This is a genomic window from Parahoeflea olei, from assembly GCF_001703635.1.
Lineage (GTDB): Bacteria > Pseudomonadota > Alphaproteobacteria > Rhizobiales > Rhizobiaceae > Hoeflea > Hoeflea olei.
Genome location: NZ_LQZT01000017.1, coordinates 23,555 through 42,555, shown reverse-complemented (window position 1 = coordinate 42,555; position 19,001 = coordinate 23,555). Strand labels below are relative to the sequence as shown.

The 19,001-nt window shown below is 62.9% G+C and carries 16 protein-coding genes; 5 read left to right on the top strand and 11 right to left on the bottom strand.

Features of this window, described 5'->3' with window-relative positions; genetic code table 11:
* A partial coding sequence (locus AWJ14_RS12385) for a cell cycle transcriptional regulator TrcR (RefSeq protein ID WP_066179394.1) occupies positions 1–524 on the top strand: 524 nt, incomplete at its 5' end.
* A 97-nt stretch (positions 525–621) separates the two neighbouring features.
* Here the strand turns inward: AWJ14_RS12385 and AWJ14_RS12380 are convergent.
* The 3 genes from AWJ14_RS12380 to AWJ14_RS12370 all read right to left on the bottom strand — a co-directional run bounded on the left by AWJ14_RS12380 (position 622) and on the right by AWJ14_RS12370 (position 4,363).
* Positions 622–1,407, bottom strand: a complete 786-nt coding sequence (locus tag AWJ14_RS12380; RefSeq protein ID WP_066179391.1) for an SDR family NAD(P)-dependent oxidoreductase — start codon at positions 1,405–1,407, stop codon at positions 622–624.
* 141 nt (positions 1,408–1,548) lie between these two features.
* On the bottom strand, positions 1,549–3,459 hold the full coding sequence (locus AWJ14_RS12375; RefSeq protein ID WP_066179387.1) for a propionyl-CoA synthetase: 1,911 nt from the start codon (positions 3,457–3,459) through the stop codon (positions 1,549–1,551).
* Between the two features lie 235 nt (positions 3,460–3,694).
* Entirely contained in the window at positions 3,695–4,363 is a 669-nt protein-coding gene (locus AWJ14_RS12370; protein WP_066179383.1) for a YggS family pyridoxal phosphate-dependent enzyme, read from the bottom strand.
* 220 nt (positions 4,364–4,583) lie between these two features.
* On the opposite strand from AWJ14_RS12370, the gene leuS reads away from it, so the two are divergent.
* From leuS to holA, 3 genes are all read left to right on the top strand, one after another.
* Positions 4,584–7,196: a leucine--tRNA ligase gene (gene leuS / locus AWJ14_RS12365; protein ID WP_066179403.1), complete on the top strand. Its 2,613-nt coding sequence runs from the start codon at positions 4,584–4,586 to the stop codon at positions 7,194–7,196.
* On the top strand, positions 7,183–7,686 hold the full coding sequence (locus AWJ14_RS12360; RefSeq protein ID WP_066179379.1) for a hypothetical protein: 504 nt from the start codon (positions 7,183–7,185) through the stop codon (positions 7,684–7,686). Before leuS ends, AWJ14_RS12360 begins: the two co-directional genes overlap by 14 nt.
* Positions 7,687–7,810: 124 nt before the next feature.
* A complete protein-coding gene (gene holA / locus AWJ14_RS12355) occupies positions 7,811–8,839 on the top strand; it encodes a DNA polymerase III subunit delta (protein ID WP_066179376.1) in 1,029 nt (342 codons plus the stop codon).
* 116 nt (positions 8,840–8,955) lie between these two features.
* Here holA and AWJ14_RS12350 read toward each other — a convergent pair whose 3' ends face one another.
* The 8 genes from AWJ14_RS12350 to hemE all read right to left on the bottom strand — a co-directional run bounded on the left by AWJ14_RS12350 (position 8,956) and on the right by hemE (position 17,782).
* On the bottom strand, positions 8,956–9,852 hold the full coding sequence (locus tag AWJ14_RS12350) for a ParB/RepB/Spo0J family partition protein (RefSeq protein ID WP_066179400.1): 897 nt from the start codon (positions 9,850–9,852) through the stop codon (positions 8,956–8,958).
* A 31-nt stretch (positions 9,853–9,883) separates the two neighbouring features.
* Entirely contained in the window at positions 9,884–10,678 is a 795-nt protein-coding gene (locus AWJ14_RS12345; RefSeq protein WP_066179373.1) for a ParA family protein, read from the bottom strand.
* A gap of 16 nt (positions 10,679–10,694) precedes the next feature.
* Entirely contained in the window at positions 10,695–11,342 is a 648-nt protein-coding gene (gene rsmG / locus AWJ14_RS12340) for a 16S rRNA (guanine(527)-N(7))-methyltransferase RsmG (RefSeq protein ID WP_066179370.1), read from the bottom strand.
* Positions 11,339–13,213 carry a tRNA uridine-5-carboxymethylaminomethyl(34) synthesis enzyme MnmG gene (gene mnmG / locus AWJ14_RS12335; RefSeq protein ID WP_066179366.1) on the bottom strand — a complete coding sequence of 625 codons (1,875 nt, stop codon included), beginning with the start codon at positions 13,211–13,213 and terminating at the stop codon, positions 11,339–11,341. Before mnmG ends, rsmG begins: the two co-directional genes overlap by 4 nt.
* A 168-nt stretch (positions 13,214–13,381) precedes the next feature.
* On the bottom strand, positions 13,382–14,710 hold the full coding sequence (mnmE, locus tag AWJ14_RS12330) for a tRNA uridine-5-carboxymethylaminomethyl(34) synthesis GTPase MnmE (protein WP_066179363.1): 1,329 nt from the start codon (positions 14,708–14,710) through the stop codon (positions 13,382–13,384).
* A gap of 27 nt (positions 14,711–14,737) precedes the next feature.
* The gene (rho, locus tag AWJ14_RS12325; RefSeq protein WP_139112630.1) at positions 14,738–16,003 is read right to left on the bottom strand and encodes a transcription termination factor Rho; all 1,266 of its coding nucleotides are present in this window, start codon (positions 16,001–16,003) and stop codon (positions 14,738–14,740) included.
* 196 nt (positions 16,004–16,199) lie between these two features.
* Entirely contained in the window at positions 16,200–16,745 is a 546-nt protein-coding gene (gene hemJ / locus AWJ14_RS12320) for a protoporphyrinogen oxidase HemJ (RefSeq protein ID WP_066179360.1), read from the bottom strand.
* Positions 16,742–17,782, bottom strand: a complete 1,041-nt coding sequence (gene hemE, locus AWJ14_RS12315) for a uroporphyrinogen decarboxylase (RefSeq protein ID WP_066179357.1) — start codon at positions 17,780–17,782, stop codon at positions 16,742–16,744. Before hemE ends, hemJ begins: the two co-directional genes overlap by 4 nt.
* A gap of 378 nt (positions 17,783–18,160) precedes the next feature.
* On the opposite strand from hemE, the gene AWJ14_RS12310 reads away from it, so the two are divergent.
* Positions 18,161–18,982, top strand: a complete 822-nt coding sequence (locus AWJ14_RS12310) for a pyruvate, water dikinase regulatory protein (protein WP_066179354.1) — start codon at positions 18,161–18,163, stop codon at positions 18,980–18,982.
* Positions 18,983–19,001 lie beyond the last annotated feature (19 nt).

Below are 19,001 nucleotides of genomic sequence, written 5' to 3'. Positions count from 1 at the left end.
GACAGCTGACCCGCGAGGAAATTTCCGCGGCCGAAGCCAATCCCGACCACAAGTTGAAACTCTCCGAGCCGAAGGTTCACGTCCCGGAAAGCAAGCGCAAGGGCCCGCGCTACACCCCGGTGTCCAAGCGCCAGGACCGGCCCAACGCGATCCTGTGGCTGGTGCGCAACCATCCCGAACTCAAGGACGCGCAGATCTCGCGCCTGGTCGGCACCACCAAGTCAACCATCGAACAGATCCGCGGCCGCACCCACTGGAACGCGGCCAACCTGACGCCGATGGACCCGGTCACGCTCGGCCTGTGCACGCAGATCGACCTCGATCTCGAGGTCGAGCGCGCCGCCAAGAACCGTGGCGCGATGCCCGAAGCCGAACTCGGCAGCGTCCTGGTTTCCGCCCGCGAAACCGAACTGGGCAACCTGGGCGACGAGGATGCCGGCGAGAAGGAAATCGATGCCGATGCCGTCTTCGCCAAGCTCAGCTCCATGAAGCGCGTCGAAACCGACGAGGACGACGACGACTGAGCGGCAGTCTCCCCCTCTTGCATGCGAAAAGGCCCGGGCGGATCCGCCCGGGCCTTTTGCGTTTGCACAGCTGCATGCGGGCCCTGCGGCCCGGCGGCTATTCCTTGACGGGCACCGTGTAGTTGAGCGGCAGGCGGCCGCCATCGGCATAAATCGTCTGGCCGGTCACATAGCTCGAATCCGCCGACAGCAGGAACGCTGCCACCGAGGCGATTTCCGAGGGTTCGCCCAAGCGGCCGAGCGGGGTGCGCGACAGGATGCGCGTGCGCACGTCCGGATTGTCGGCGACCGAGGCCAGCATGTCGGTCATGATCGAGCCGGGGCCGATTGCGTTGACGCGGATGCCGTATTGCGCAAGCGACAGCGCCATCACCTTGGTCATCTGGCTGACACCGCCCTTGGACACCGAATAGGGCACCTGGTTGGCGATCGCGAAGGTGTCGTTGATCGAGGACATGTTGACGATCGAGCCGGGTGCCTCGCCCTTCTCGATCTGCTTGACCATGTGCCGCGCCACGGCCTGGCCGCACAGGAACACGCTCTTGAGATTGACCGCCAGAACCCGGTCGAAATCGGCCTCCTCGAGATCGAGGAAATCGGCGGCATGGACGATGCCGGCATTGTTGACCAGCGCGTTGATCGAGCCGAAGGCATCGACGGTCTTGGCCACCAGGTTGTGAACGTCGAGCCGTTCGGACACGTCGGTGGCGGTGAACAGCACCTCGCCCGTGCCCGAAAGGCTCTCCACCGCGGCGGCACCCGCCGCCTCGTCATTGTCGGCAATCATCACCCGCGCGCCCTCGGCGGCAAGCCTGCGCACGATCGCAAGGCCGATTCCCTTGGCGCCGCCAGTCACGATCGCGCTACGTCCGTCCAGTTTCATCCGTCATTCCTTCCATACAGGGCCACGCGCCGGTTCGAGGACGCGGGACCTTCTCAATCCGCTTGAACATGCCGTCAGCCGGCGTCCCGCCCGCGGGACCCGGCTCCGTGGCAGCGACAGTGGCCCGTCACACCGCCGAGGTCAATCGTGCTTGCGGGCGATTCCGTGCTTTGTCATGACCTCGCGGATTTCATCCAGAATCCCCGGATCGTCGATGGTTGCCGGCATCTTCCAGCTCTCTCCGTCGGCGATCTTCTGCATGGTGGCGCGCAGGATCTTGCCCGAGCGGGTCTTGGGCAGGCGCTTGACCACCATCACCGTCTTGAAGGCGGCCACCGGCCCGATCTGGTCGCGGACCAGCTTGATGACTTCCTTCTCGATCTCCTCGTCGCTGCGCTCGACGCCGGAATTGACGACGATGAAGCCCGCGGGAATCTGCCCCTTCATGCTGTCGGCGATGCCGATGACGGCGCATTCGGCGACGTCGGGATGGTTGGAGACGGCTTCCTCCATGCCGCCCGTCGACAGCCGGTGCCCGGCGACGTTGATGATGTCGTCGGTGCGCGCCATGATGAACAGGTAGCCGTCCTCGTCGACAAAGCCGGCGTCAGCCGTCTTGTAGTAGCCGGGGAACTCCGCGAGATAGGCGTTGTGGAACCGCTCCTCGGCGTTCCAGAGCGTGGGAAGACACCCGGGCGGCAGCGGCAGTTTCACCACCACATTGCCGAGCGTGCCGGCCGGCACCGGATGGCCGGCATCGTCGATCACCTGCACGTCGTAGCCGGGCATGGCGACGGCGGGCGACCCGTATTTGATCGGCAACAGGCCCAGGCCCATCGGGTTGCCGGCAATGGTCCAGCCGGTTTCGGTCTGCCACCAGTGATCGATGACGGGCACCTTGAGAACCCGCTCGGCCCAGTGGATCGTGTCCGGATCGGCGCGTTCGCCGGCCAGGAACAGCGCCCGGAAGCCCGACAGGTCGTACTTGCCCACCAGCGCGCCTTCGGGATCCTCCTTGCGGATGGCGCGGAAGGCGGTCGGCGCCGTGAACAGGACGGCGACATCGTGCTCCGCGATCACCCGCCAGAAGGTGCCGGCATCGGGCGTGCCGACCGGCTTGCCCTCGAACACGATGGTGGTGTTGCCGTGCAGCAGCGGCGCATAGACGATATAGGAATGGCCCACCACCCAGCCGATGTCGGACGCCGCCCAGAACACTTCGCCGGGCTTGAGCCCGTAGATCGAACGCATCGACCATTCGAGCGCCACCATGTGGCCGCCGGTGTCACGCACCACGCCCTTGGGCTGGCCGGTGGTGCCCGAGGTGTAGAGCACATAGAGCGGATCGGTGGCCGCCACCGGGGTGCAGGCGATCTTGCGACCCATGCTTGCCCCGACAAGCTCCGCATAGTCGAAATCCCGGCCCTCGATCAGCTCGCAATGATGCTGCGCGCGCTGCAGCACGATCACTGCTTCGGGCTTGTGGTGCGAATGCTCGATCGCCGCATCGAGCAGCGGCTTGTAGGCGACGATCCGGCCCGGCTCGATGCCGCAGGACGCGGTCACCACCAGCTTGGCCTTGCTGTCGTCGATGCGGGTGGCGAGTTCCGAGGCCGCAAAGCCGCCGAACACCACCGAATGCACGGCGCCGAGCCGCGCACAGGCCAGCATGGCGACGATCGCCTCCGGCACCATCGGCATGTAGATGACGACCCGGTCGCCCTTGGCCACGCCCTTGTCGGCGAGCACCGAGGCGAAGGCCTCGATCTCGGCAAGCAGTTCAGCATAGCTGATGCTGCGCTTGGAGCCGGTGATCGGGCTGTCATAGATCAGCGCCGCCTGGTCGCCGCGCCCCGCGGCGACATGCCTATCGACGCAGTTGTGGCAGGTATTGGTCACCCCGCCGACGAACCACCGGCCATAGGCGCCCTGATCCGGATCGAAGGCCTTGTGCGGCGCCTCGAACCAGTCGATCGATGCCGCCTGGTCCATCCAGAAGCCTTCCGGATCCTCCCGCCAGCCCTTGTAGACCTCGGCATAACTGCTGTGCATGAACGTCTCCCCAATCAAACACTGCCGGCCGCGCGGCTCCGAGCGAGCGGCGCGGCGGCATCCCGAATGCGCGGCACCCTAGTCCGCCCGGCCCATCCGGGAAACTAGACCTTGGACTAGTGGGGCGTTATGTCCGGAGAGGTCGGCGGCGGCGCGAAGCCCCGATTCTAAAGGATCGGGGCGGCTCGCGCGGGAGCCAGGCAGATGGCCGGGGCGGGGAAAGCCAGGTCGCAGCCTACGGGGCCGGGCGTGCGCCAAAAATCGCCGATCCGACCCGAACCTCGGTCGCGCCGAAGGCAATGGCGGTGCGAAAATCATCGGACATGCCCATCGACAGGGTCTCGATCCCGTTGCGCTTCGCAATCTTGGCAAGCAGCGCGAAATGCGGGCCGGGATTGTCGTCGACCGGAGGGATGCACATCAGCCCGGCGACCGACAGCTTGAGCTCGGTCCGGCAGAACGCAAGGAACGTATCGGCCTGCTCGGGCTCGATCCCGGCCTTCTGCGGTTCCGAACCGGTGTTGACCTGAACGTAGAGCGCCGGCCGCCTGCCCTGCTTGTCCATCTCGCGCGCGAGTTCCCGGGCGATCTTCTCCCGGTCGACGCTCTGGATCACGTCGAACAGCGCCACCGCCTCGGCGGTCTTGTTGGATTGCAGCGGCCCGATCAGGTGCAGCTCGATGCCCGGCGTTTCCGCCCTGAGCCCGGGCCATTTGGACTGGGCTTCCTGGACCCGGTTTTCACCGAACACCCGTTGTCCGGCGGCGATCGCCGGCCGGATTTCGTCGGCGGACTTGGTTTTGGAGACCGCCACCAGCCGAACCGAATCCGGCTTCCGATCGGCTTCGGTCGCTGCCTGGGCAATTTGCGTTAGCACAGTGTCGAGGTTTTGCCGTACGTCCAAGGCCAGGCTCCTTTTTTCGCTGTCTGATCGCTGCCGCGGTGTTACCCCAGCCCGCAACGCTTGCCAATCCACCGGCCGGATGCCGGCAAAAAGCTCTGCATCCGGCGCACGTCGCCGCATGGCGCCGGAAGTTCGGTCCTTCCCGCCCCTCAATGGTTGACGCTTGGCGGGTTTCATGGTGAAGGTCGCGGCAAAATCTGGCGGTTTTCTGGTGAACCTTATGGCTATGGAACGATACAATCCCAAACAGGCGGAATCCCGCTGGCAGCAAATCTGGGAAGAGGCAGGCATCTACGCGACGGACACCGGCAAGCCGGCGCCCAAATATTACGTGCTCGAGATGTTTCCCTATCCCTCCGGGCGGATCCATATGGGCCACGTCCGCAACTATGCCCTCGGCGACGTGGTGGCCCGCTACAAGCGCGCCTGCGGTTTCAACGTGCTGCACCCGATGGGCTGGGACGCCTTCGGCATGCCGGCGGAAAATGCCGCCATCCAGAACAAGATCCATCCGCGCGACTGGACCTATGCGAATATCGACACCATGCGCAAACAGCTCAAGTCGATGGGCCTCTCGCTCGACTGGAGCCGCGAATTCGCCACCTGCGATGTCGCGTATTACAAACAGCAACAGGCGCTGTTTCTCGACTTCCTCAAGGCCGGCCTGATCTACCGCCGCAACTCCAAGGTCAACTGGGATCCGGTCGACATGACCGTGCTCGCCAACGAACAGGTCATCGACGGCCGTGGCTGGCGCTCCGGTGCGCTGGTCGAACAGCGCGAGCTGACGCAATGGTTCTTCCGGATCTCGGATTTTGCCGGCGAACTCGACGAGGCCCTTGACGGTCTCGACGGCTGGCCCGAGAAAGTCCGCACCATGCAGCGCAACTGGATCGGCAAGTCGCGCGGGATCGAGCTTGCCTTTGCGCTGACATCGCCGCATGCAGGCCTCGACGCGGTGACCTGCTTCACCACGCGCCCCGATACGCTGCACGGCGCGAGTTTCATTGCGATCTCGCCGGATCATCCACTGTCGCTGGCGCTTGAGGCCGGCAATCCGGAGCTCGCCGCCTTCAACGCCGACTGCCGCCGCATCGGCACCTCGGAAGAGGCGCTGGAAAAGGCCGAAAAGCGCGGCTTCGACACCGGCCTGCGGGTCAAGCACCCGACCGAGGACCGCGAGTTGCCGGTCTGGATCGGCAATTTCGTGCTGATGAGCTACGGCACCGGCGCTGTGTTCGGCTGCCCGGCGCATGACCAGCGCGACCTCGATTTCGCCCGCAAATACGGGCTGCCGGTGCAGAACGCCTTCTTCATGCCGGGCGACGACACCGCCGTGTTGACCGAGGCGCTGGTGCCCGCCAAGTCCGAGAAAGTGGTGTTCGTCGATCATTTCGCCGGCATTTCCGAGACAACCGGCCAGGAGGCGATCGACACCACCATCGCCTGGCTCGAGGAACGCAATCTCGGCAAGGGAATCACCCGCTACCGCCTGCGCGACTGGGGCCTGTCGCGGCAGCGCTACTGGGGCGCGCCGATCCCGGTGATCCATTGCGACAGCTGCGGCGTGGTGCCGGTGCCGGTCGAGGACCTGCCGGTGCGCCTGCCTGACGACGTCACGCTCGACAAGCCGGGCAACCCGCTCGACCATCATCCGACCTGGAAGCACGTCACTTGCCCGCAGTGCGGCAAGGATGCCCGGCGCGAAACCGACACCATGGACACATTCGTCGATTCGTCGTGGTATTTCGCCCGCTTCACGGCGCCGCACCACGAAAGCCCGACCGATCCCGCCATCGCCAGCGCCTGGCTGCCGGTGGACCAGTATATCGGCGGCATCGAGCATGCGATCCTGCATCTGCTCTATTCGCGCTTCTTCACCCGCGCCATGCGCCAGACCGGCCATGTCGATCTCAAGGAGCCTTTCCGCGGACTGTTCACGCAGGGCATGGTGGTCCACGAGACCTACCGGGCACAGCGGGACGGCAAGAGCGAATGGGTGACCCCGGCGGATGTGCTGATCGAGGAAGTGGACGGACAACGCACCGCGCGTCACGCCAAGACCGGCGAGACGCTGGTGATCGGCTCGATCGAGAAAATGTCGAAGTCGAAGAAGAACGTCGTTGATCCCGATGACATCATCGACAGCTACGGCGCAGACACCGCCCGTTTCTTCATGCTTTCCGATTCGCCGCCCGATCGCGACGTGATCTGGACGGAAGCCGGCGTCGAAGGTGCGCACCGCTTTGTCCAGCGGATCTGGCGCGTGCTCGGCGAAGCCGCCGACGAGCTCAAGTCCGTCGCCCCGGCCGCGGGCACCGCCGGCGAGGCTCTGGCAGTGTCGCGCGCCGCCCACAAGACCGTGAAGGCCGTGGGCGAGGACATCGAAAGGCTTGCCTTCAACAAGGCCGTGGCGCGCCTCTACGAGCTGGTCAACAGTGTCGCCGGTCCGCTGTCCGAGGTGGCTGCCGGCAAGGCCGACGCGGAACTGAAGGCCGCCTGCAAGCAGGCCGCGAACATGATCGTGCTCCTGATTGCACCGATGATGCCGCATTTGGCCGAAGAATGCTGGAAAATGCTCGGGAATGACGGCATGGTGGCCGTCACCCCCTGGCCGGAGCATGACCCGGCGCTTGTGACGGACGAACAGGTGACGCTGCCGGTGCAGATCAATGGCAAGAAGCGCGGCGATTTGACAATTGACCGCAATGCCGATCAAGCTGCCATCGAGGCTGCCGTGCTGGCGCTTGACGTGGTCAAGGCCGCCACCGGAGGCCAGCCGCCGCGCAAACTCATCATCGTCCCCCGGAGGATCGTCAATGTCGTCATCTGAAGCCTCCCGGCCGGGCTGGAAACTCACGGCGCTGGCCTGCGCCGTGAGCCTGGGACTGCTGGCCGGATGCCAGGTGCGGCCGCTCTACGGATCGCTGAACGGCCAGCACCACTCGGTTTCGGTGTCCCCCGCCGACAGCCGCGCCGAACAGACCGTGCGCAACGAACTGGTGCTGGGTTTCGGTGGCGAACGCGCCAATGCCGACTACCGGCTCGACCTGAAGGTCACCTCCTCCGTCGGCGGTATCCTTCCCGGCGGCATCGACAACGAGTTCTCCGCCGGCCGCGCGACGGTGACGGCAATCTACGCGCTCAAGTCGGCGGCGACCGGAGAGACGGTCGCATCCGGATCGCGCTTTGCCGATGCGCAACTCGACCTGCCGTCGCAGCATTTTGCCCAGGAACGGGCCAAGCTCGAAGCCGTCGATCGCGCCGCCCATTCGGTTGCCGCCTTGGTCATGGCAGATATCGCGGCCGCGCTCGACCGCTGAGGCTTGCTTGCAGGCATGGCTGGCGTGGGCGTTTATGTCAATTAAAACAAAGGGATAGGTGTATTTTACGTGTCCCACGGGCGGATCTGCGACCCGCATTGAACAAGGCGACTGCGCACTCCTGATGGCACAGCTGAAGGCCCACGAATTTTCAGGCTTTATCCGGCGCGAGGGAACGCCCTACCGGATCGTGCTGGTCTATGGCCCGGACAGGGGCCTCGTTTCCGAGCGGGCGGCGCAGATCGCCGCCAGGACCGGCGTCGACCTCAAGGATGATTTTGCGGTGCTGAAGCTCGAGGCTTCCGACCTTGGCGGCGATCCCGGTCGGCTGGCCGACGAATTCGGGGCGATCAGCCTGTTTGGTGGCGACCGCCTTGTCTGGGTACGCGATGCCGGCAATGAGCGCGCGCTCGTCGACGGTGTCTCCGCGCTTGTCGACACCGAGCCCGGGTCGTCGCATCTCCTGATCGAGGCAGGCGATCTCAAGAAGGGCAGCGCCCTGCGCAAGACGGTCGAGAACAGCCGGACGGCACTGGCCATTCCCTGTTATGCCGACGATGCCCGCGGCATCCAGACGCTGATCGACGAGGAACTGGGGGCGGCCAATCTGGCGATCCAGCCCGACGCGCGCCAGCGTCTCGCGCAGCTTCTCGGCGGCGACCGGCTTGCCAGCCGTAACGAATTGAAAAAGCTTGCGCTTTACTGCCACGATACCGGCCGGGTGACGGATGCCGACGTGATCGAGGCGATGGGTGACGTGGCCGCATTGTCGGTCGATGATGCGGTGGACGCGGTGTTTTCCGGCGATCCGGTAGCGCTTGAAGCAGCCCTCGAGCGCATTCTCGCGTCAAAGACATCCGTGTTTCTCGTGCTGCGTGGCTGCATCGTGCTGTTCGAACAGCTCGACGCCATGCGTGCGCTCGTGGAAAACCACAATCGCCAGCCCGCCCAGGCGCTCGCGGAAAAGGGCCGCGGCATTCACTTCAAACGCAAGCCGGTGATCGAGCGGGCACTGCGGCATTGGCGCCTGGACGCGATCAACCGGGAAATGCGCCGGCTCTCGGACGCGGTCCTCGAAACGCGTAGGCGGCCGCAACTGGAAGCAGCCATCGCCCGCCAGGCGCTGCTGCGCGTTTGCTTGCTGAGCCGCTAAGCCCCCTTATCGCGGGGCACGACCCGAAATCCCCGTCGCTTCGGCTGATCCCGCGACGTCACGGGCTCATGCTTTCGTGCAAGCATGAGCCCGTTTTCCTTTAACGCTTGAAAATATTAGCCTTTTTCGCCCAGAAGCCGGCAAAGTTCGTCGAGTTGCTCGAGCGATTTGTACTCGATCCGCATCTGCCCGCCCTGCCCCTTGTGATTGAGCTGGACCTTGAGCCCGAGATAATCGGACAGGCTGCGCTCGAGCGCCAGCGTGTCGGCGTCCTTGGGGGCGGCAGCGCCGGCGGATTTGGTCTCCATAGCAGCCGGGTTTGCGGCCTGCTCGGCGTCCTTCTGCGCGAGCCTTTCGGCATCCCGCACCGACAATCCGCCATCGACAATCTGCCTCGCCAGCGCCACCGGATCCGAGGTCGAGACGATCGCCCGCGCATGGCCGGCCGACAGCACGCCATCGGCCAGCATCTTGCGGACTTCTTCGGGCAGTTTCAGGAGCCGGAGCGAATTGGCGACATGGCTGCGGCTCTTGCCGATGACTTCGCCCAGATCGTTCTGCGTGTAGCCATATTGGGCGATCAGTTGCTCGTAGCCCTGCGCCTCTTCCAGCGCATTCAGATCCGCACGCTGCACGTTTTCGACAATGGCGATCTCAAGCGCGGTCTTGTCGTCGACATCGCGGACAAGCACCGGAATATCGACCAGACCCGCCATCTGGGCCGCCCGCCAGCGCCGTTCACCGGCAATGATTTCGTAGCGGTCGGCGCCGGCGCTTCGCACCATCACCGGCTGGACGATGCCGTGTTGACGGATCGAGCGCGACAGGTCCTCGAGATCGGCCGGATCGAACGAGCGCCGCGGATTGCGCGGGTTACGGCTCACATGTTCGATCGGCACCCGCCGGTCGGCCGAGACTGCGGGCTTGGATTGCGCCGCCACCGGCTGGTCGATTTCTCCGATCAGGGCGGCCAGACCGCGCCCGAGGCGCTTTTTCGATACATCTTCTGACATCGTCACATCCACTTTCGTCGCCTGATCGCGGTCAGGCGGCCTTTCGATTGCGTTCGCGCTGGATCACTTCAGACGCCAGTTGCAGATAGGCCTGGCTGCCCGCGCATTTGAGATCATAGAGGATCGCCGGCTTGCCATAGGAGGGCGCTTCCGACACCCGGACATTGCGCGGGATCAGGGTGCGGTACACCTTGTCGCCCAGATGCGTGCGCACATCCTCGACCACCTGCAGCGCCAGATTGTTGCGGGGGTCATACATGGTCATGACGATGCCCTGAATATCGAGCGTCGGGTTGAGCGAATCGCGCACCTGCTCGACGGTTTCCAGGAGCTGGCTCAGGCCTTCGAGCGCGAAGAACTCGCACTGCAACGGCACCAAGATCGAATGCGCGGCGGCCATGGCATTCATGGTCAAGAGGTTGAGCGAAGGTGGGCAGTCGATCAGCACGTAATTGTAACGCTGCGCATCGGGCGCCTGCAGCGCCTTGCGCAGCCGGAACACCCGGTCGGCGGTGCCGGCAATCTCCATCTCGACACCGAGGAGGTCCATCGTCGAGGGGATGATGCTCAGATGCGGCACGGCGGTTTCCCGCACTGTCTCGCTGATCGTGGCGTTCTGGGTCAGCAGGTCATAGGCCGACACACCGCGATTGCGGCGGTCGATCCCCAGCCCTGTGCTGGCATTGCCCTGCGGGTCGATATCGACGATCAGCACTTCCTGACCGATCGCGGCCAGCGCGGTGGCAAGATTGATGGCGGTGGTGGTTTTTCCGACCCCGCCCTTCTGGTTGGCGATGGTGATGATCCGGTTCTTGGGAAGCTGCATCGAGAGGGTCCGAGGCCTAGTTGCGCTTGGAGAGGTTGCCGAGTTCGAGGATGGCCGATCCGTCCTGAGCAAGGCTCTCATGTTCTACCAGATCGAAACCCCAAAGGTCACGCGCTGATCGCACTTCTTGCGGATAATCCAACCCTTTGTGAAACCACAATTGAAGCTTCGGGTTGTCTGCGGCAAATGGGGCGGCATAGGCGAGCAGATCCGCGAGCGGCGCGAGCGCGCGGGCAGAGATCGCATCGATGGGACCGAGCGTTCCGTGCAGCGCTTCGATGCGCTCCGGATGCACGCTCGCCCGGGCACCGGTGGCCGCAATCGCCTGACGCAGAAACGCGGCCTTCTTGTTGTTGCTTTCGGCCAGGTGCACCCAGCCCGTGCCCTTCTCGGCAAGCGCAATTGCAGTCACCACGCCCGGAAAGCCAGCGCCGCTGCCCATGTCGAGCCAGGTGAGCGGCTCAGGCTGCAGGCGGAAAAGCTGCAGGCTGTCCAGCACATGCCGGTCCCAGAGCTGTGGCAGGGTTTTCGGCGAAATCAAATTGATCGCGGGCTGCCATTTGCGCACCAGGTCCGCATAGATTTCAAGCCTTTTCCATGTTTCACGTGAAACAAACCCGGAATCCCGGAAAAAGCCTGACGAGGGATTGGTAGCATGAATCATCCGGAAACTGCCCCGATATGCCGCGCAGGCTTCTTGCGCATATGCGTGAGAATAAGAGCCATTGCCGCGGGCGTCATGCCTTCGATGCGTTCCGCATGTCCGATCGACCGTGGCCGGATCCGATCCAGCTTCTGCCGAAGCTCCTGCGACAGGCCCGGCAGGGCATCGTACCTGAAGTCTTCCGGAATCAGCCGCGATTCCTCGCGCCTGCGATCTTCGATTTCCTGCAACTGCCGGTCCATATAGACGGCATAGGCCGCATCGATGGCCGCGGCTTCAAGCACCGACGCGCCATGGACGGCCAGATCCGGCCAGATCGCAACTATGCGTTCGACCGTGACATCCGGATAGGACAGAAGTTGAAAGGCGGAGCGACGGATACCGTCCTTGTTCAGCGCCAACCCGACACGCTCCGCTTCGGATGGCGAGATTTGTCGCGCTTTCAGATCGTCCAAACATTTCGTCAACGAATCGATAAGGGTCAGGAACCTTGTCTTTCGCGCCTCATCCACACAGCCGAGTGCAATCGCTTTCGGGGTGAGACGCTGTTCCGCATTGTCGGCACGCAAAGACAGTCTGTATTCCGCCCGCGAAGTGAACATCCGGTACGGCTCGCTCACCCCTTTGCTGGTAAGGTCATCCACCATGACGCCGATATAGGATTCCGTCCGGCTGAACAGGGTCGCTTCACGCCCCTGCGCCTTCAACGCGGCATTGAGACCGGCTACCAGACCCTGTGCCGCCGCCTCCTCGTAACCGGTCGTGCCGTTGATCTGTCCGGCCAGGAAAAGTCCGGGGAGACGACGGGTCTCGAGCGTCTGCTGCAATTCGCGCGGATCCACATGGTCATATTCGATGGCATAACCGGGCTGCAGAATCCGTACATCCGCGAGCCCCGGAATCGTACGCAGGAATGCCTCCTGCACGTCTTCCGGCAGCGAGGTCGAAATCCCGTTCGGATAGACGGTCGAATCGTCCAGTCCCTCCGGCTCCAGGAAGATCTGGTGTCCATCCCGCTCTCCGAAGCGCACAATCTTGTCTTCGATCGAAGGGCAGTAGCGTGGCCCTACCCCTTCAATCTGGCCCGAATACATCGCCGAGCGGTGAATATTGTCCTGAATAATCTTGTGCGTGGCGGCAGTGGTGCGGGTGACCCCACAGCGAATTTGCGGAACCTCGATACGGTCGGTCATGAAGGAAAAGGGGATCAGATCCGCATCCGCTTCCTGCCACTCGACCGCGGACCAATCGATGGAACGTCCATCAAGCCGCGCAGGCGTGCCGGTCTTGAGACGACCCAGTTCGAAACCAGCCCGCTCAAGTGTTGCAGATAATCCCAGGGCCGGCGCTTCGTTCATTCGGCCGGCGGGTATCTTGCGGTCACCAATGTGGATCAGGCCCCGCAGGAATGTGCCGGTCGTCAGGACGACCATCGCGGTCGATACTGTTCGTCCATCCTTGAGAACGACACCGCTGACGCGTCCGCCCTCCACCACCAGATCATCGGCTTCTGCCTCGATGATATCGAGATTGGGTGTCGCCCGAAGCAGCGACTGGATAGCCTCCTTATAGAGCTTGCGGTCGGCCTGGGTCCGTGGGCCCCAGACCGCCGGGCCCTTGCGGCGGTTGAGCATGCGGAACTGAATGCCAGACCGGTCGGCCGCCAAGCCCATCAGCCCACCCATGGCGTCAACTTCACGCACCAGGTGTCCCTTGCCCAGCCCCCCAATCGCGGGATTGCAGGACATGGTGCCTATGCTGTCGATCTTGTGAGTGACCAAGGCTGTGCGAGCGCCCAGACGTGCAGCTGCGGAAGCCGCTTCACTGCCTGCGTGGCCACCGCCAATGACAACAACATCGTAATTCATGATTGGTCTCCTGAAGGAGTTGTCTTGGGAGGATTGAGCCGAGAGTCAAGCGAAATGTTTCACGTGAAACACTCTAGATGGGGACAATCTCTCGATAGGTCCTAAGTCAAAATGTTTCACGTGAATCACTGGAGTGTGTGACGATCAACCCTCCAATGTGTTTCACGTGAATCATTTGCCGATGCAGAATTCCGAAAAGATTACACCCAGAAGATCTTCGACATCCACAGTCCCTGTGATGCGGCCCAATGTATTTCCGGCCGCACGAAGCTGTTCGGCCCGGATCTCCAGTGGTGCTCGATTCACTTGGTCGATAGCCGATTCGAGTTCGCGAAGACATTGTCTGAGCAAGGCAATGTGGCGCTCTCGTGTCGGTGCTAGGGGCGCTGCCGGACTATCAAGCCTAGCAAGCCTGTCGCCAATCGCCGCAATCAGCCTATCCAGTCCTTCGCCGGTGCGGTTGGAGATCCTGATACCCTCGGCACCTGCCTGGTCCGGATCCGAATTGTGGAGATCCGACTTGGTCCAAACCAGGAGCTTGTCACGGGCGTGATCCAGATCCGGATCGATCCCGTCTCTCCGATCTGCCATGCTTCGCAACTCGATGACGAGATCGGCATCTGCAGCGGCCGAAAGGCTGCGCCGGATGCCTTCGATTTCGATCGGATTTTCCGATTCGCGGATACCGGCGGTATCCAACACCAGGACCAGATGTCCGCCGATATCGAGCCGCACTTCCACAATGTCCCGGGTCGTGCCGGCAATATCCGAGACGATGGCGGCATCCCGTTGGGCGAGGTTGTTCAGAAGCGACGACTTGCCGACATTGGGCGGGCCGATCAAGGCAATTCTATAACCTGAACGCGTGATTTCGCCAACCGATGCCTGGGACAGGTGCGTTGAGATGTCGGCAGCGATCGCGCGCAGGTCCGGCCAAAGCCCGTCGACAACCGAACCCGGAACGTCGTCCTCATCCGCAAAGTCGATATCGGCCTCGATCAGCGCTCGGGCATGCGTCAAACGGGTTGCCCATCCCTGATACAGGTCTTTCAGACGCCCGCTCGCCTGTCCCAGTGCTTGCCGACGTTGAGATTCAGTTTCGGCCCGGATCAGGTCCGACAGGCCTTCAACCGCCGTCAGGTCCATTCGCCCATTTTCAAATGCGCGGCGAGTAAAATCACCGGGTTCCGCTGGACGGAAATCCTCTATCGTGGACAGGCAGTCGAGAACCGCCGCAATGGAGGCGCGACTGCCATGGATCTGGAGCTCCCCCACATCCTCCCCGGTAAAGGAGTTGGGGCCGGGAAAGAACAGCACCAGGCCCGTGTCGAGCAGCTCGCCGGATAGGTTCCGGATTTCACATAGTTTGGCAATCCGGGGCGGTGGAACCATCCCGATAGTGGTTTCGAGTCCGAATCGAACCCCGGGACCCGATATCCGGATGACCGCGACACCGGCCGGTGGCTGTCCCGAGGACAGCGCGTAGATGGTTTCTCGCATAACGTTCCGGTATCGAATCGATAGCCGTCAGGTGTTCATCGAGTCGAAGAAATCGCTGTTGGTCTTGGTCTGCTTGAGCTTGTCGATCAGGAATTCGATCGCGTCGGTGGTGCCCATCGGCGCCAGGATCCGGCGCAACACGAAGATCTTCTGCAGGTCCTGCTTCGGAACGAGGAGGTCTTCCTTGCGGGTACCCGACTTGAGAATGTCCATCGATGGGAAGATGCGCTTGTCGGCGACCTTGCGGTCGAGCACGATTTCGGAGTTGCCGGTACCCTTGAACTCCTCGAAGATCACCTCGTCCATGCGCGAACCGGTGTCGATCAGCGCGGTTGCGATGATCGTGAGCGATCCGCCTTCCTCGATATTGCGCGCGGCGCCGAAGAAGCGCTTGGGCCGCTGCAATGCATTGGCATCGACACCGCCGGTCAGAACCTTGCCTGACGACGGAACCACGGTGTTGTAGGCGCGGCCCAGGCGCGTGATCGAATCGAGCAGGATGATCACGTCGCGGCCGTGTTCGACGAGTCGCTTGGCCTTCTCGATCACCATCTCGGCGACCTGGACGTGGCGCGCGGCTGGCTCATCGAAGGTTGAAGCTACGACCTCGCCCTTAACCGAGCGTTGCATGTCGGTCACTTCTTCCGGACGTTCGTCGATCAGAAGCACGATCAGGTAGCAGTCCGGATGATTGGCGGTGATCGAATGGGCGATGTTCTGCAAAAGAACGGTCTTGCCGGTGCGCGGCGGAGCCACGATCAACCCACGCTGGCCCTTGCCGAGCGGGGCGACCAAGTCGATCACGCGCGCGGAAATATCCTTGGTGGTCGGATTGTCGATTTCCATCTTGAAGCGCTCATCGGGATAGAGCGGCGTCAGGTTGTCGAAATGGACCTTGTGACGGATCTTCTCGGGATCCTCGAAATTGATGGTGTTGACCTTGAGCAGCGCGAAATAGCGCTCGCCTTCCTTCGGCCCGCGAATCGGTCCCTCGACCGTATCGCCGGTCTTGAGCGAGAACCGGCGGATCTGCGAGGGGGAAATGTAGATGTCGTCCGGGCCGGGCAGATAATTGGCATTGGCCGAGCGCATGAAGCCGAACCCGTCCTGCAGAACCTCGACCACACCCTCGCCGATGATCTCGACTTCCTGGGCGGCCAGCTGCTTGAGGATCGCAAACATCAGTTCCTGTTTGCGCATCACCCCGGCATTTTCCACCTCCACTGATTCGGCGAAAGCCAACAGGTCGGTAGGGGTTTTGTTCTTGAGCTCTTGAAGCTTCATTTCCTGCATGGGAAATCCAAATGGTAAGACTGTAGACTTGGGAAAAAGCGGGCCTTGCGAACCGGCTAGACAAGCCGGCCAGAACGAGTCTGACGCCCGCCATAAAGGACGTGGGCAGATTGATAGCGATTCACGTGAAACGCCGCAAGCCCCGAGATACGGCAAATTGCAGCTGAACGGAGCCCACAGAGCGAATTCGGCACCTTCAGGAGAAGGGCTTGATGATCACCATGATGACGACAAGGATCATCAGCAGCGTCGGCACTTCGTTGGCCATGCGCCACTGCCGCGCCGTCATGCGGTTTTCCCCGGCTGCAAACCGGCGCGCCGAACGGCTCAGGAACACGTGAAACACGGTCAGGCCCACGACCCCGGCGATCTTGATCCAGAGCCATGTGCCGTAAAAGCCGAACCCGCTCCAGGCGAGCCAGAGGCCGACCGTCCACGACACCATCATCGCCGGCGCCATGATCACCTTCACGAGCCTCTGTTCCATCACCACGAAGGTGGTGGCCGGCTCGCCGCCGGCCTCCGCATCCGCGTGATAGACGAACAGCCGCGGCAGGTAGAACAGCCCCACCATCCACGAGATCACGGCGATCACATGGAGCACCTTGAGCCATTCGTAGAGCCAGGGCGGATCCATCCACCAGGCGAGCGCGGCGATGAACACCACCACGGCAATCGAAAAATAGGCCTTGCTGCGGGCCTTGCCGCCCTCGCTCTGGCTGGTGGCCTTGTCGACACTCACGGCTTTGCGGCGCTCCGGATGCGGTTCATGAGCCGCGTCACGTTTTCCGGATCGGCCTGCGGCGTAATCCCATGGCCGAGATTGAAGATCAGCGGGCCGTTGCCAAGCGTCTCGAGCACCTCGTCGATGCCCTCGTCGAGCGCCTTGCCGCCGGCGACCATCCGCAAGGGATCGAGATTGCCCTGCACCGCGCCACCTGCCTGGATCTGCCGGGCGAGCTTCGACGGCACCGTCCAGTCAAGCCCGACACAGTCGACGCCGGTTGCCTCGCGATAGTTCTCAAGCAGCGCGCCTGCGCCCTTGGCAAAGCCGATCACCGGCACACCCGGACGCTCGGCCCGGATCCGGTCCACGATCTTGCGCATCGGCGCGATCGAGAATTTCGCGAAATCGCGTTCGCTCAGCACGCCGGCCCAGGAATCAAAAATCTGCACCGCGTCCGCGCCGGCATCGATCTGCGCAATCAGATAGTCGGCCGACATCGTCGCAAGCAGGTCGAGCAGCGCCGCAAAAGCGTCCGGATGCTCCATGGCAAACAGCCGCGCCGGGGCCTGTTCAGGCGTTCCGTGGCCGGCAATCATGTAGGTCGCCACCGTCCAGGGCGCACCGCAGAACCCCAGAAGCGTGGTCTCCTCCGGCAGTTCCGCCCGCAGCCGGTGCACCGTTTCATAGACCGGCGCCATATGGTCATGCAGTCCGGAGGGATCGAGCGCACCAATCTGCTCGACAGAAATAGGATCCATCAGCGGACCGGTGCCTTCGACGAAGCGGACATTGCGCTTCAGCGCATCGGGGATGACGAGAATGTCGGAAAACAGGATCGCCGCATCCAGGCCGAACCGGCGGATCGGCTGCAACGTCACTTCCACGGCCAGATCCGGGGTGTAGCACAGATCGAGAAAGCCGTTGGCTTGCGCCCGTGTCGCCCGGTACTCCGGCAGATACCGGCCGGCCTGTCGCATCAGCCAGACGGGTGGCGGGAACACCGTCTCCCCAGCCAGCACCTTCATCACCTTGCGATCGCCGGATTTCGTCATCACCACTTCCTTAAAACAAATCCCTGTTTGAAAAGGATTCTGATTCTTAGACTCTGTGTCTTACGGGGATTGCAACTCGTCCACAGCCCGTCCACAGCTTCTGCATATAAACCGTGTCAAACCGGAAGGACAATCCGAATTGACACTTGGCCGAAACCTCAGCCGCAAAACACTGATATTTGGGGGTTTTGGGACTGTCGGACTTTTCGTCGCGGGCACCGTCGCGGCTGTCTGTCCCCAAAGCGCGGGTGCAATCCGCGAAAACCGTTCCACCGAAACGGGGATGTGGACAACCGGCCGGGTTGTCCCTTGCCATCGGGTCGCCCCGGCCCTTACCTCTTTTCTGTCCCGGCTTATCAACACCCCAAGGAGAATCCTGTGGAGCAGACCAAAAACTATTTCCACCTGCACCTGATCTCCGATTCGACCGGCGAGACGCTGATGGCGGCGGGCCGCGCTGCCGCCGCGCAGTTCCAGGGCGCGCAGGCGCTCGAACATGTCTACCCGCTAATCCGCACCCGCAAGCAGCTGTTCGCTGTGCTCGACGCCATCGATGGCGCGCCGGGAATCGTGCTCTACACCATCGTCGATGCCGAGCTTGCCTCGATCATCGAACTCAAATGCCGCGACATGGGGCTCCCCAGCGTGTCGGTGCTCGAGCCGGTGATCAATGTGTTCCAGTCCTATCTCGGCGCACCCTCGCGCCGCCGGGTCGGTGCCCAGCACACCATGGGCGAGGAATACTTCAAGCGCATTGATGCGCTCAATTTCACGCTCGACCACGATGACGGCCAACTGCCGGCCGATTTCGACGAGGCCGATCTCGTCATTCTCGGCATTTCCCGTACCTCGAAGACGCCGACCTCAATCTATCTCGCCAATCGCGGCATCAAGACCGCCAATATTCCGATCGTCTACGGCGTGCCCCTGCCCGAAGAGCTGATCACTGCCACCAAGCCGCTGGTGGTCGGGTTGATTGCCTCTGTCGACCGGATTTCGCAGGTCCGGCAGAATCGCCTGCTCGGCGCCACCGCCGGGTACCAGGGCGAGCATTACACCGACCGTTCGCTGATCAGCGAAGAGCTGAAATATGCGCGATCGCTCTGCGAGCGCCACAACTGGCCGGTGATCGACGTCACCCGCCGCTCGATCGAGGAGACCGCGGCGGCGATCCTTGCCTTGCGGCCGAAGTGGCGCTAACCCGGAGGCATGGTCAGCA

What these genes read in the sequence shown, in the direction of transcription:
- AWJ14_RS12380 (WP_066179391.1), bottom strand. Translation starts at nt 1,407, where the DNA reads ATGAAACTGGACGGACGTAGCGCGATCGTGACTGGCGGCGCCAAGGGA.
- AWJ14_RS12375 (WP_066179387.1), bottom strand. Translation starts at nt 3,459, where the DNA reads ATGCACAGCAGTTATGCCGAGGTCTACAAGGGCTGGCGGGAGGATCCG.
- leuS (WP_066179403.1), top strand. Translation starts at nt 4,584, where the DNA reads ATGGCTATGGAACGATACAATCCCAAACAGGCGGAATCCCGCTGGCAG.
- AWJ14_RS12360 (WP_066179379.1), top strand. Translation starts at nt 7,183, where the DNA reads ATGTCGTCATCTGAAGCCTCCCGGCCGGGCTGGAAACTCACGGCGCTG.
- holA (WP_066179376.1), top strand. Translation starts at nt 7,811, where the DNA reads ATGGCACAGCTGAAGGCCCACGAATTTTCAGGCTTTATCCGGCGCGAG.
- AWJ14_RS12350 (WP_066179400.1), bottom strand. Translation starts at nt 9,852, where the DNA reads ATGTCAGAAGATGTATCGAAAAAGCGCCTCGGGCGCGGTCTGGCCGCC.
- AWJ14_RS12345 (WP_066179373.1), bottom strand. Translation starts at nt 10,678, where the DNA reads ATGCAGCTTCCCAAGAACCGGATCATCACCATCGCCAACCAGAAGGGC.
- rsmG (WP_066179370.1), bottom strand. Translation starts at nt 11,342, where the DNA reads ATGATTCATGCTACCAATCCCTCGTCAGGCTTTTTCCGGGATTCCGGG.
- mnmE (WP_066179363.1), bottom strand. Translation starts at nt 14,710, where the DNA reads ATGCGAGAAACCATCTACGCGCTGTCCTCGGGACAGCCACCGGCCGGT.
- rho (WP_139112630.1), bottom strand. Translation starts at nt 16,003, where the DNA reads ATGCAGGAAATGAAGCTTCAAGAGCTCAAGAACAAAACCCCTACCGAC.
- hemE (WP_066179357.1), bottom strand. Translation starts at nt 17,782, where the DNA reads ATGACGAAATCCGGCGATCGCAAGGTGATGAAGGTGCTGGCTGGGGAG.